Annotated in this window: 10 protein-coding genes; 6 read left to right on the top strand and 4 right to left on the bottom strand. The window is 69.7% G+C overall.

Translation table 11 applies throughout. The annotated features are described in order from the left end of the window. Nucleotides 1–48 precede the first annotated feature (48 nt). The 4 genes from OG828_RS31680 to OG828_RS31665 all read left to right on the top strand — a co-directional run bounded on the left by OG828_RS31680 (nucleotide 49) and on the right by OG828_RS31665 (nucleotide 4217). Nucleotides 49–1512 carry a UDP-glucose dehydrogenase family protein gene (locus tag OG828_RS31680; protein ID WP_328503061.1) on the top strand — a complete coding sequence of 488 codons (1464 nt, stop codon included), beginning with the start codon at nucleotides 49–51 and terminating at the stop codon, nucleotides 1510–1512. Then, nucleotides 1505–2434 carry an NAD-dependent epimerase/dehydratase family protein gene (locus OG828_RS31675; protein ID WP_328503060.1) on the top strand — a complete coding sequence of 310 codons (930 nt, stop codon included), beginning with the start codon at nucleotides 1505–1507 and terminating at the stop codon, nucleotides 2432–2434. Before OG828_RS31680 ends, OG828_RS31675 begins: the two co-directional genes overlap by 8 nt. Before the next feature lie 69 nt (nucleotides 2435–2503). Then, nucleotides 2504–3181, top strand: coding sequence for a sugar transferase (locus tag OG828_RS31670; RefSeq protein ID WP_328503059.1), 678 nt, complete (start codon nucleotides 2504–2506; stop codon nucleotides 3179–3181). Further along, nucleotides 3171–4217 carry a glycosyltransferase family 4 protein gene (locus OG828_RS31665; protein ID WP_328503058.1) on the top strand — a complete coding sequence of 349 codons (1047 nt, stop codon included), beginning with the start codon at nucleotides 3171–3173 and terminating at the stop codon, nucleotides 4215–4217. Before OG828_RS31670 ends, OG828_RS31665 begins: the two co-directional genes overlap by 11 nt. Before the next feature lie 25 nt (nucleotides 4218–4242). Here the strand turns inward: OG828_RS31665 and OG828_RS31660 are convergent, their stop codons facing one another. Then, nucleotides 4243–5310, bottom strand: a complete 1068-nt coding sequence (locus OG828_RS31660; protein WP_328364215.1) for a glycoside hydrolase family 26 protein — start codon at nucleotides 5308–5310, stop codon at nucleotides 4243–4245. Nucleotides 5311–5520: 210 nt separating this feature from the next. Between OG828_RS31660 and galE the strand changes: the two genes are divergently transcribed. Next, nucleotides 5521–6483, top strand: a complete 963-nt coding sequence (gene galE, locus OG828_RS31655) for a UDP-glucose 4-epimerase GalE (RefSeq protein WP_328440504.1) — start codon at nucleotides 5521–5523, stop codon at nucleotides 6481–6483. A gap of 104 nt (nucleotides 6484–6587) precedes the next feature. On the opposite strand, the gene OG828_RS31650 is transcribed toward galE, so the two are convergent. After that, nucleotides 6588–7298 carry an LPXTG cell wall anchor domain-containing protein gene (locus OG828_RS31650; protein WP_328503057.1) on the bottom strand — a complete coding sequence of 237 codons (711 nt, stop codon included), beginning with the start codon at nucleotides 7296–7298 and terminating at the stop codon, nucleotides 6588–6590. A gap of 170 nt (nucleotides 7299–7468) precedes the next feature. Further along, nucleotides 7469–9388 carry an AMP-dependent synthetase/ligase gene (locus OG828_RS31645; RefSeq protein WP_328503056.1) on the bottom strand — a complete coding sequence of 640 codons (1920 nt, stop codon included), beginning with the start codon at nucleotides 9386–9388 and terminating at the stop codon, nucleotides 7469–7471. Nucleotides 9389–9526: 138 nt separating this feature from the next. Between OG828_RS31645 and OG828_RS31640 the strand changes: the two genes are divergently transcribed. Continuing rightward, complete coding sequence (locus OG828_RS31640; protein WP_328440501.1) at nucleotides 9527–10144, top strand: chorismate mutase; 618 nt, start codon at nucleotides 9527–9529, stop codon at nucleotides 10142–10144. On the opposite strand, the gene OG828_RS31635 is transcribed toward OG828_RS31640, so the two are convergent. Next, entirely contained in the window at nucleotides 10135–11652 is a 1518-nt protein-coding gene (locus OG828_RS31635; protein ID WP_328503055.1) for a vWA domain-containing protein, read from the bottom strand. The two genes, OG828_RS31640 and OG828_RS31635, sit on opposite strands and share 10 nt — an antisense overlap. Nucleotides 11653–11772: the final 120 nt, after the last annotated feature.

Raw genomic sequence — 11772 nt, 5'->3', positions numbered from 1 at the left:
CAATGCCGGTCATCCCAGCAGAGATCAGGAAATGGAGCATCCCTCACGATGTCCGCTGACACCCCACGCCCACGGCTCTCGTTCATCGGCACCGGATATCTCGGCGCGACCTACGCCGCCTGTTTCGCCGACCTCGGATACGACGTGATCGGCTACGACAACGACGTCGCGAAGGCCGCGCGGCTCGCCTCCGGCGTCCTGCCGTTCCATGAACCGGGACTGGATACGCTGCTACGCCGCAATCTCGGGGCCGGCCGCCTCTCCTTCACCGCCGACATCGACGAGACAGCCCACTTCGCGGACATCCATTTCATCTGCGTCGGCACCCCCCAAAGACCCGACGGCCTCGGAGCCGACCTCGGTCACGTCGAGACCGCGGTGACCGCACTCGCCCGCCGTCTGCGCCGGGACGCGCTCATCGTCGGCAAGTCGACGGTCCCCGTGGGCACCGCCGAGCACGTCGAGCGGCTGGCCCGGGAACACGCCCCCGAAGGCATCGCGGTCGACGTGTCCTGGAGCCCGGAGTTCCTGCAGGAGGGACGTGCCGTGGAGGACGTCCTGCGTCCCAGCCGGATCGTGTTCGGCGTACGCGACGAGAGCGTACTGGCGCGGCTGCACGCCGCCCATGAGGCCCTCTACCGGCTCGCCGAGCACGAAGGACGCGAACTGCCGCTGCTCATCACGGACTTCGCCACCGCCGAGCTGGTGAAAGTGGCGGCCAACTCCTTCCTCGCCACCAAGATCTCGTTCATCAACGCCATGGCCGAGGTGTGCGACACGGCGGGCGCCGACGTCACCGAACTCGCCGAGGCCCTGGGCCACGACCCGCGGATCGGCCCGGCCTTCCTGCGTGCGGGGGTCGGATTCGGCGGCGGCTGTCTGGGCAAGGACATCCGGGCCTTCCAGCACCGGGCGGGCGAACTCGGTGCCGTGGGCGCACCGCGCCTGCTGCACGAGGTCGACATGATCAACCAGCGCAGCCGGGCCAGGACCGTCGAGCTCGCCGCCACCATGCTCGGCGGCACCCCCGCAGACCCGCACCCCGATCTGACCGGCCACACCGTCGCCGTACTCGGCGCCACCTTCAAACCGGACTCCGACGACGTCCGTGACTCGCCCGCCCTCGCCGTCGCCTCGGCACTCCACGCGGCCGGGGCGCGCGTGCGTGTCTACGACCCCATGGGCACGGACAACGCCAGGCGCGCGGAACCCCTGCTCGACTACGCGGACGACCTCGAGGCCGCCGGTGCCGGGGCCGACCTGGTCTGTGTCCTCACGGAGTGGGCCGAGTTCCGGGACGCGGACCCCGCGGTCCTGGGCAAGGTCGTCTCCGTCCCCCGGGTGCTCGACGGGCGGAACTGCCTCGACCCCGCCGCCTGGCGGCAGGCCGGCTGGACCTACCGGGCCATCGGCCGCGGCATCGGACACCGCCGCCGCACCGGCACCGTCCACGCGCCCGCCGGCGAGCCCCGTCTGGAGTCCGCCCGCCACGAGGAGATGGCCCATGTCTGACGACCGCGACGGCCTCACCCTCGTCACCGGAGGCGCCGGCTTCATCGGCAGCCATCTGATCCGGAAGCTCCTGACCAAGGCGCCCGGCACCCGCATCGTCTCCGTCGACAACTACTTCACCGGCAGCCGCCACAACCACGTCCAGGACGACCGCGTCCGGTACCTGGAAGGCTGCACCACCGACATCGCCAAGATCTGGGCCGCACACGGCCTCGGCCGCATCGGCACGGTCCACCACCTCGGCGAGTACTCACGCATCCCCCAGTCCTTCGACGAGCCCGACCGGGTCTGGGAGTTCAACCTCCTCGGCACCAAGGAAGTGGTGTCGCTGTGCCAGGAGCACGAGGCCCGCCTGGTCTACGCGGGCTCCAGCTCCAAGTTCGGCAACGGCGGACGCGACGAGCACCTCAACCCGTACGCCTGGACCAAGGCGAAGAACGTCGAGTACCTGCGCAATTACGGTGACTGGTTCGGGCTCGACTACGTCATCACGTACTTCTACAACGTCTACGGCCCGGGCCAGATCTCGACCGGCACCTACGCCACGGTCATCGGCATCTTCGAGGAGCAGTACCGCCTCGGGCGCCCCCTCACCGTGGTCGAACCCGGCACGCAGAGCCGGGACTTCACGCACGTCGACGACATCGTCGAGGGCATTCTCATCTGCGCGGCCAAGGGGTCCGGCGACGGATATCTGCTGGGCCGGGGCGAGGAGCACCGGGTGATCGACGTGGCCCGGATGTTCGGAGCGCCGGTCGAGTTCGTACCCGCACGCCGTGGTGAACGGACCCGGGGCCGGGCCGACAACTCCCGGGCACGGGCGCTGGGCTGGGAGCCCAGGATCGCCCTGCGCGACTACATCGCGGAGTTCCGCGCGGGCACGAGCGCTCACGCGAGCGTGGATCAACTCGCCTCTGTGTGACGCGGGTCCACTTCGAATCTCACCCTTTCCTGTCTCGGGAGGAGTAATGCCTTGGAAGGAGTAGCCCCCGTGCTGAACGAGGTGGAGAGCTCGGCGGCGACGCCGCGGCCACCACTCATCGGCACACCCCGTCCGCGCTGCGCCGGCTCCCGCGCCAAGCGCATGCTCGACATCGTGCTCTCCGCGGTTCTGCTGATCGTCTTTCTGCCGCTCATGCTGGTCATCGGCCTCGCCGTGGCCCTGAGCAGCACCGGACCCGTCGTCTTCCGGCAGACCCGGGTCGGTCTCGGTGAACGGCCGTTCACGATGCTGAAGTTCCGCACCATGCACCACAACACGTCCGTGGGCCTGGTGGACCTGCTGCAGGCCGACGGCCACCAGCTGGCCCTGCGCACCAAGCCCCGGCACGATCCCCGGATCACGGCGGTCGGCCGCTTCCTGCGCAAGGGCTCGCTGGACGAACTCCCCCAGTTGGTCAATGTGCTGCGAGGCGACATGTCGCTGGTGGGCCCGCGCCCCTGCGAACACGTCGAGCACACGACGCTGAGCCCGGAGGACAGGGTCAAGCGGGTGTCCGTCAAGCCGGGGATGACGGGACTGTGGCAGGTCTCGGGCCGCTCGACCGTCACGGCCGAGAAGGCGATCCAGCTCGACCTGCAATACGTAGACGACTGGCGCCTGCGGCTGGACCTGCTGATCCTCCTGCGCACGCTGCCCGCCGTCCTCAGGACACGCCATGCCTGGTGACTCGGACGGGCGGCCGACGGTCCTGCACGTCGCCGAGGCATGGCAGGGCGGTGTGCAGGCGATCGTCTACGACTATGTACGGGCCGTTCCTGAGGCGCGGCACCTGCTGCTGAAGGGGGACAGGGAGGGCTACCAGGTCGCCGACGAGGAGACGGCCTTCGCCGGGGTCTGGCGGATGCCGCCCGGCCACCTGGCACGGGTCCGCGAGGTGGGGCGGCTGTACCGGGAGCTGCGGCCGGACGTCGTCCACGCCCACTCCTCGATGGCCGGAGGGTATGTGCGCCTCGCCGCCTCCGTGCCGACGCGGCGCATCGTCTACACCCCGCACGGCTTCGCGATGGAGCGCAGCGACCTCTCCTGGTACGCGTCGGCGGCGGTGTGGACGGCCGAGCGGGTGCTGTCCCGGCGTACGGGCATCGCGGCGGGCTCCAGCCCCCGGGAGACCGAACTCGCCCGGCTGCTGCGCAAGCGGCAGCGAACCGTCTACGTGCCCAACGTGGTGCGCCCCCGGACAGGCCCGGGCACGAGCGACGCCGGCCTGCCATCGCCGACCGTCGCCGCGGTCGGAAGACTGTGCACACAGAAGGACCCCGCGTTCTTCGCCGACGCGGCGGCCGAGGGCAGACGGCTGATGCCGTCGAGCAACTGGTACTGGCTCGGCGGCGGCGAACCCGCCCACCGGGAGCGGCTGGAAAGGGCCGGCGTCACGGTCACCGGGTGGCTCGACCACCACGACCTGCAACGACTGCTCGCCCAGGCCGACGTGTACGCGCACACCGCACTCTGGGAAGGAGCGCCGATGACGCTCCTGGAAGCGGTCGGACTGGGGCGGCCCGTGGTGGCACGGCGTATCCCGGCACTGGAGTCCCTGGGCCTGCCCGGCCTGGTCGACACACCGGCAGAACTGGCCGCCGAGGCCGTCGCCCTGCTGAAGGACGGTCCCAGCAAGGGTGCCGAGGAGAGGATGGCCGAGCTGTTCGTCGAGCACAGTCCGGAGCGGCAGCGGACGATGTTGCGGCACGTGTACGGCCATTGACGCATTCCCCGGTCCGACGCCCCCGTCATGCATCCGGCGGGGGCGTCGGCCATGTGACGACGGGCGAGCCCTGCCTCGGGTCGATCCGGGAGGCCAGCCACACGCGGACCAGGGCGGCCGAATAGGGGTTGTCGGGGCACTGCCACATACCGTGCGGGCATTTGTCGAAGAACGTGGCGTACAGCGGTTTGTGCTGGTCCATCCACGCGAGCATCCGCAGCGTGTACGTCGCGTTGTCACCGTTGCGGTACAGACCCCACTCGGGATACGAGATCTCCTTCCCGTGAGCCTTCGCGAAATCCACCTGATGCTGCAGGCCGTAGGGCTCCGAGATCTCCTCGTCGAACGACATCCCCTCCGGCTGGTCGTAGGAGTCCATGCCGATGATGTCCACGAAATTGTCGCCGGGATAGCAAGCGGTCCATGGAATGTCGTCCATTCCCCGGTTCGGGGTGAAGTCGAATCTGAATTTCTGCCCCGGCACGGAACGCATCGCGGTCACGATCCGCCGCCAGTACAGCTTCCAGCTCACCGGATCAGGACCGCAGCGATGGGTGTACGAGATGCCGTTCATCTCCCAGCCCGGTACCAGAATCGTGTCCGGCGCCCCCAGTTCGACCAGCCGGGTCGCCAGGACCTTGAAGTGCTTGTCGAACTCGCCGGCCGCGCCGCGCCGCAGAAGCTCTCTGACCTCGGCGTCGGAGAGCCCCTCCTCATTGCGCTCCTGCATCGGCACATTGAGCACGAAGAGCCGGTCGTCCTTGGCCCGGCGCCACTCGGCCCACTTGTCCAGGAATCCATGGGCGCCCTCGATATTGCTCCACAAGTCCCCCGGCAGATACGTGCGCGCGACACGCAGCTCGTAGCCGTTCAGCCACTTGCTGAGGCCGTTCATCAGCGGCACCGCGGTGGCGCCGTCGTAGTGGACGTATGCGCCGTACGCGGGAGCGCTGGAGGCCTTCCCCGGCGGCGCGTGCTGCGTCTCCACAGGTGGCGGCGAGGTCGACAACGCGACTGATGCGACCGCCGCGGCCGTTCCCGCCGCGATGACCATCAGCCACCGGCCGACGGCCCGGGGGCGCTCAAGGGCCATACTCACTCCTCATGCTCCGCCGCCCCCTTATCACCTGACATTCAGTCATATGCGGGTAATGTACTGCGGATTCATGAGAGGTGCGCCCCACCACGCGCTAGCCCGCGCGAGTGAGGAATTCCCAGGGAATTCGCGGCACGCGTGCAAAGCACGCCCTCGCTGGATGCACTGTTCGACGACGAATCGTCGGCGACGAAAGGGAGCGAATCCATGAGCGGGAAGTGTCTTGTCACCGGTGGAGCGGGCTATGTCGGTGGTGTCGTCGCGCAGCATCTGCTGGAGGCCGGGCACGAGGTCACCGTCCTGGACAATCTCTCGACCGGCTTCCGTGAAGGCATCCCGAGTGGCGTCACCTTCATCGAGGGCGACATCAAGGACGCCGCCAAGTGGCTCGACTCGTCGTACGACGTGGTGTTGCACTTCGCCGCGTGCGCGCTGGTCGGCGAGTCGGTCGTACTGCCCGAGAAGTACTGGGACAACAACGTCGCCGGCAGCATGGCGCTGTTGGAGGCGATGCGTTCGGCGGGCGTGCGCAAGCTGGTCTTCTCTTCGACCGCGGCCACTTATGGCGAACCCGAGCAGGTCCCGATCGTGGAGACCGCGCCGACCCGGCCGACCAACCCCTACGGCGCCTCGAAGCTCGCCGTCGACCACATGATCACCGGCGAGGCGGCGGCCCACGGCCTGGCCGCGGTCTCCCTACGCTATTTTAACGTGGCGGGCGCATACGGCGCCCAGGGCGAGCGGCACGATCCCGAGTCGCACATCATCCCGCTGGCGCTCCAGGTCGCCCTGGGGAAGCGGGACGCCGTCTCCATCCACGGCGACGACTACCCGACGCCGGACGGCACCTGCGTGCGCGACTACATCCACGTCGCCGATCTGGCCGAGGCCCATCTGCTGGCGGTGAAGGCAGCGCGCCCCGGTGAACACCTGATCTGCAACCTCGGCAACGGCAACGGCTTCTCCGTCCGTGAGGTCATCGAGACCGTCCGGCAGGTCACCGGGCACCCGGTCCCTGAGGTCGTCACGGCTCGACGCGGGGGCGATCCGGCGGTGCTGGTGGCGTCCGCCGGGGCGGCCCGGGACAGGCTCGGGTGGAGTCCGTCCCGGGCGGATCTTGCGGAGATCGTTGCCGATGCATGGAAGTTCACGCAGAACACGACGCGCTGAGCGTGGTTGCGTAGTTCGCTTGCTGCGGGGCGGTGGGGGCTGGTCGCGCCCACGCGGCGGTAGCCGCAAATCGACACAGCCCCGCGCCCCTTACCGGCGCTGTACTACCGGTGAGTCCCTGCCCTGCCCCGCCGGTACAGGACGGTTCCGGCTGCCAGGAGTGCTCCGCCTGCGGCCGTCGCCGCGATGATGCCCTCAGCGCCGGTTTCGGGCATCTGTGGATGGTGGGGCTTTACCGGCGGTGTCTTCGACGGGGTGGGCGTCGGCTTGTGGGAGGGCGGTGGCGTGACCGTCTTGGTCGGGGTGGGTGTGGGGGTGGGGGTGGGGGTGGGCGTAGGTGTGGGTGTGGGGGTCGGCTCGGGGTGGTGGCTGTGGCACTCGCAGGTCGGCTTCTCGCTCGGCTCCTCGCGGCCGTAACTGGGCGGCTCTTCCGGGCCGTACCCGGAAGGCTCCTCGCTGCCGTATCCGGACGGGACCTCACTGCCGTATCCGGACGGGACGGACGGCTGCTCGGAGTGGTGGCCGGACGTGTCCTCGGTGTCGGTGTCGGTGTCGGTGTCGTAGCCGAAGGTGCCGTTTTCGAACCACGGCTGCGGGACTCGCAGTTGGTCCAGCCGCTCGTCCAGGTTGGTCAGCTTGTCGTCCAGGCCGTTCAGGCCGTCCGGTCCGTCCGTGTTGCCGGACAGTACGGCCGGGGACTGGGCCGCGGTCCCGAGCTTGCCGGGTGTCGCGAAGGCCCAGGTGCCGTACAGGGACAGGGCGCTTGTCGTGGCGGCGACGGCCACGATCAATCCCTTGCTGAGGGTCTGTCGCACTCTCGTTGTCTTCCTCTCAGGGGCGAAGCCGGTCGTCGCGGGGACCGCGCTGACGCGCGTGCGTATATGCCACGACCTGCCAACTGTGAACGAGATGTGGAGACCCAAAGAAACCGATATGTGTAACTTGCCGGGTAATTCACCCGGTTGCCCGTCCGTGCCCGGTGGGCTCACCCGCCGTACAGCGCCTCGATCTCGTTCGCGTACGCCGCCGTCACCGCATGCCGTTTCACCTTCAGGGACGGGGTGAGCATGCCGTTGTCCTCGGTGAACTCGCCCTCGACCAGGACGAAGGCGCGGATCGACTCGGCGCGGGAGACGGCCTCGTTGGCGTAGTCCACGGCCTTCTGGACCTGCGCGCGCATCCGCGGGTCCTGGACGACCTCGGACAGCGGGGTGTCGGCGGGCAGTTTGCGGACCGCCAGCCAGTGGGCGACCGCGTCGGGGTCGAGGGTGATCAGAGCGGCCACGAAGGGGCGGTTGTCGCCGACGACGAGGCACTGGCCGACGGGCGGGCGGCTGCGCAGCCGGTCCTCCAGAACGGCCGGGGAGACGTTCTTGCCGCCGGAGGTGACGATGATGTCCTTCTTGCGGCCGGTGATGGTGAGATAGCCGTCCTCGTCGAGGGCGCCCAGGTCGCCGGTGGCGAACCAGTCGTCGGTGAGTACGGCGTCGGTGGCGGCCGGGTTGTTCCAGTACGACCCGAAGACGATCCCGCCCTTGATGAGCACCTCGCCGTCGTCGGCGATACGGATGGCCGTGCCGGGGACCGGGAGGCCGACCGTGCCGGGGCGGGGCTTGAGGGGCGGGACGATGGTGGCGGCTGCGGTGGTCTCGGTCAGGCCGTAGCCCTCGTAGACGATGATTCCGGCGGCGTAGAAGAACAGGTTGAGGTTGCGGTCGAGCGGGGAGCCACCGCTGATGGCGTACCGCATCCGGCCGCCGAGTTCCTTGCGGACCCGGCGGTAGACCAGCAGGTCGTACAGGGCCCAGGCGGCATAGAGGGCGGGGCCCGGGCCCTTGCCGGTGCCGAGGAACTTGTTCAGGTATGCCTCGCCGAAGCGGACGCCGATGCGGTCGGCGCGGTCGAAGGAGGCGCCGCGGCCGATCTTCTCGGCGGTGGCGCGGCCGGTGTCGTGGATCTTCTCGAAGAGATACGGGACGCCGACGAGGAAGGTGGGCCGGAACTCCTTGAGTGCGGGGCGGAGTTCGTCGGGCTTGATGCTCGGGCAGTGGCCGATCTCGATACGGGCCATGAGACAGGCGATCTGGAGCGTGCGGCCGAGGATGTGGGCGAGGGGGAGGAAGAGGAGGGTGGAGGCTGTTTGGCGGGTGACCTCCTTGAAGAGGGGGTGGAGCAGTTCGACCGTGTTGGCGGCCTCGGCATGGAGGTTCGCGTGGGTGAGGACGCAGCCTTTCGGCTTTCCGGTGGTGCCGGAGGTGTAGCAGACCGTGGCGACCGTGTCGGGGGTCAGGGCCGTACGGCGCTTGGTGACCTCCTCGTCGGGGATGTCCCGGCCGAGGGTGGTGAGTTGGGTGAGTGCGTCTGCGTCGAGCTGCCAGATGCGCGGGGGTTCGGGGTGGCGGGCCGTGCCCGTCGTCACCGTCTCGGTGTTCTCCGCCGTCTCCGTGACGACGAAACGGGTGCCCGAGTCGCGGACGATCCACTCGACCTGCTCGGCCGAGGAGGTGGCGTAGATCGGGACGGTCTTACCGCCGGCCGTCCAGATCGCGAAGTCCAGGACCGTCCATTCGTAGCGGGTGCGGGACATCAGGGCGACCCGGCCGCCCGGTTCGAGGCCGGCGGCGATCAACCCCTTGGCGACGGCGGTGACTTCGGCGGCGAAAGCGGCGGCCGTGACGGGCTGCCAGGTGCCGTGCCGCTCGCGGCGCAGGACCACGGCGTCGGGAGCCTCCGCGGCGTTGGTGAACGGCAGATCGGCCGTGCTGCCGGTGGTGACGCGCGGCGCGAGCGGCGCGGTACGGGCCTCGCGCACCGCGCCCGACCCGTCCCTGATCAGCTCGACCTCGGTGCGTGCGGCCAGGTCGGTGCGCTGCTTCGCCCGCTTGAGGTCCCTGCGTACGCCCATGTCGGCTCCCGGTGCCAGTCGGACTTACCGCGGAGTCAACTTACTCGCGCGTAACGAAAGGTCAATGGGTCGGGGAGTAGTGATGGTGTGTGCGTCTGTACGTTGCTGTACGACCGCCCCCCCACGGAAGGAACTCCCGTGCACTCCCGACGTCTCCGGTCCGCCCTGGTGGCCGTCTGCGCCGCCACCGCCCTGTCCCTCTCCGGCGCCGCATCGGCCGCCGCACAGCCCTCGGCTCCCCCGCGGGCGGCCTCCGTCGCCCCCGGACTCGTCCCGCTGACCGACCTGTTCGCCGAGCGGCTGCTGCTCGCCGACAAGGTGGCGGCCGCCAAGTACGGCACCGACAAGCCGATCGACGACCCGGTGCGCGAGCAGCAGATCCTGGACGACGTCGCCGCCCGGGCGACCGGGCTCGGGCTGGACCCGGCGGCCGTCCAGGCCGTGTTCCGGGACCAGATCGAGGCGAACAAGCTGGTGCAGCGCGGGCTGTACGGACGCTGGGACGCGCATCCCGAGGAGCGGCCCACCGAGCGCCCCGACCTGGTCACGGAGGTGCGGCCGCAACTCGACCGCATCACCACCGAGTTGCTGACCGCGCTCAAGGACACGCAGCGGCTGCGGACGTCGCCGTCGTGCGAGCCGAGGCTCCTTCTGGCAGCCAGTTGGTCGGCGTACCGCCATGAGCTGGACGTCCTGCATCTGAAAGGGCTTCAGCGGGCCGTGCCCTCCGTGTGCGGGGGCGAGTCTCAGTCCTGACCGGTGAGGTCGCTCGCCCGGTCGATGGTGTCGGCGAGGCGGCGGACCTCCTCGTCCTCGGTGCAGTCCGCCAACTCGGCGGAGTAGTCGGCCAGTCCGGCGAGGGTCGGGGCGCCCGGAAGGGAGTCGTCGCCGTCGAGGGCGTCGGCGAAGTAGGCGGCCGTCGCGGTGACCTGGAAGCGCGGCGCGGCTTCGCTCAGGGAGTCATCGAGGGAACCGGTCTCCAGTTGGCCGGACTCCTCGTGCGGGTCGCGGGATTCGGGGTCGAGCCAGCGGACGCTCGCCGTGGCGAGGTGGCCCTCGGCGCCGGGCTTGACGCGGACGGCGTAGAGGGCGGTGACGGTGTGGCCGGGGCCGACCTCGCCGCCGTCGACGCTGTCGTCCCGGAAGTCCTCGTCGGCGACCTCGCGGTTGTCGTAGCCGACCAGGCGGTACTCGGCGACCGTCTCGGGGTCGAAGGCGACCTGGGCCTTGGCGTCGCGGGCGGTGAGGTCGATGTTCTGCGGGAGCTGCTGCACGAACACCTTGCGGGCTTCCTCGTCGTCCGAGACGTAGACCGTGTGGCCGTCGCCGTTGTCGGCGAGCTGTTCCATCAGGGCGTCGCCGTAGTCGCTGCCCACGCCGACGCCGAAGAGGGTGATGCCGTGCTCGCGGCGTTCGCTCGCGATGCGTTCGAGGATGGTCTCCGCGTCGGTGTCGCCGGTGTTGGCGAGGGCGTCGGAGATGAGGACGACGCGGTTGGTGGCGCCCTCGCGCAGGCCTTCCTCCGCGGTCTCGTAGCCGGTGTCGACGCCCGCGCCGAGGTTGGTCGAGTCGGTGGGCTCCAGGCTGTCGATGGCGTCGTGGACCTCGTCGCGATCGTCGTCGAGGCGGGTCATCGGCAGCACCTCCTCGGCCTCGTCGCTGAAGGTGACGATCGCGACCGAGTCGTCGTCGCGGAGCTGGTCCGTCATCACGCCGAGGGAGTCCTTGGCGAGGTCGAGCCGGCCGGGCTCGGCCATGGAGCCGGAGATGTCGATGACGAAGGTGAGGGCGGCGGGCGGCCGTTCGCCCTCGTCCTCGGCGGACCGGGTGGCGAGGCCGACCCGGACCAGGGACCAGTCGTCCGCGGCGGTGCGGGCGCCGTCGACGGTCACGGAGAAGCCGTCGCCGTCGGGGCGGTCGTAGTCCTGGCGGAAGCTGTTGACGAATTCCTCCGGGCGGACCGTCGACGGGTCGGGCAGCCGGCCCTCGGCGAGGGTGCGGCGGGCGTAGCCGTAGGAGGCGGTGTCGACGTCCAGGGCGAAGGTGGAGAGGTGGTCGGGGGCCGGGGCGAACTCCCGGGATTCGTCGGTTCCCTGGCTTCCTTCGGGCTCGGGTATCGCGGGTGCCGGGAAGCCGGTTTCCCGTGCCGAGTCCGAGGTCTTGCTACTGTCCGAGTCCTCACCCCCACCGCAGGCCGTGAGCAGCAGGCCGCTCGCCGCGGTGAGCGTGAGCAGCAGCCGTCGTGTGCCGTACCGCTTCAACATCCGTGCCCCCTTTGTCGTTCGACGTCTGTGACTGTGACGGCGAAGGAGGCCGGAACGTGCGTGACGGGGCGTTGCGGAAGAGTCTCGATGAGGGCACGGAGCAGGTCTGTCGAGACCGGT

The sequence above is a fragment of the Streptomyces sp. NBC_00457 genome, assembly GCF_036014015.1.
Lineage (GTDB): Bacteria > Actinomycetota > Actinomycetes > Streptomycetales > Streptomycetaceae > Streptomyces.
Note: the sequence above shows the minus strand (reverse complement) of the source record. Positions and strands in the feature narration are given on the sequence as shown.

Excerpts from the sequence above, each read along its gene's own strand:
- OG828_RS31680 (WP_328503061.1), top strand. The coding sequence starts at position 49 with ATGTCCGCTGACACCCCACGCCCACGGCTCTCGTTCATCGGCACCGGA.
- OG828_RS31675 (WP_328503060.1), top strand. The coding sequence starts at position 1,505 with ATGTCTGACGACCGCGACGGCCTCACCCTCGTCACCGGAGGCGCCGGC.
- OG828_RS31665 (WP_328503058.1), top strand. The coding sequence starts at position 3,171 with ATGCCTGGTGACTCGGACGGGCGGCCGACGGTCCTGCACGTCGCCGAG.
- OG828_RS31660 (WP_328364215.1), bottom strand. The coding sequence starts at position 5,310 with ATGGCCCTTGAGCGCCCCCGGGCCGTCGGCCGGTGGCTGATGGTCATC.
- galE (WP_328440504.1), top strand. The coding sequence starts at position 5,521 with ATGAGCGGGAAGTGTCTTGTCACCGGTGGAGCGGGCTATGTCGGTGGT.
- OG828_RS31645 (WP_328503056.1), bottom strand. The coding sequence starts at position 9,388 with ATGGGCGTACGCAGGGACCTCAAGCGGGCGAAGCAGCGCACCGACCTG.
- OG828_RS31635 (WP_328503055.1), bottom strand. The coding sequence starts at position 11,652 with ATGTTGAAGCGGTACGGCACACGACGGCTGCTGCTCACGCTCACCGCG.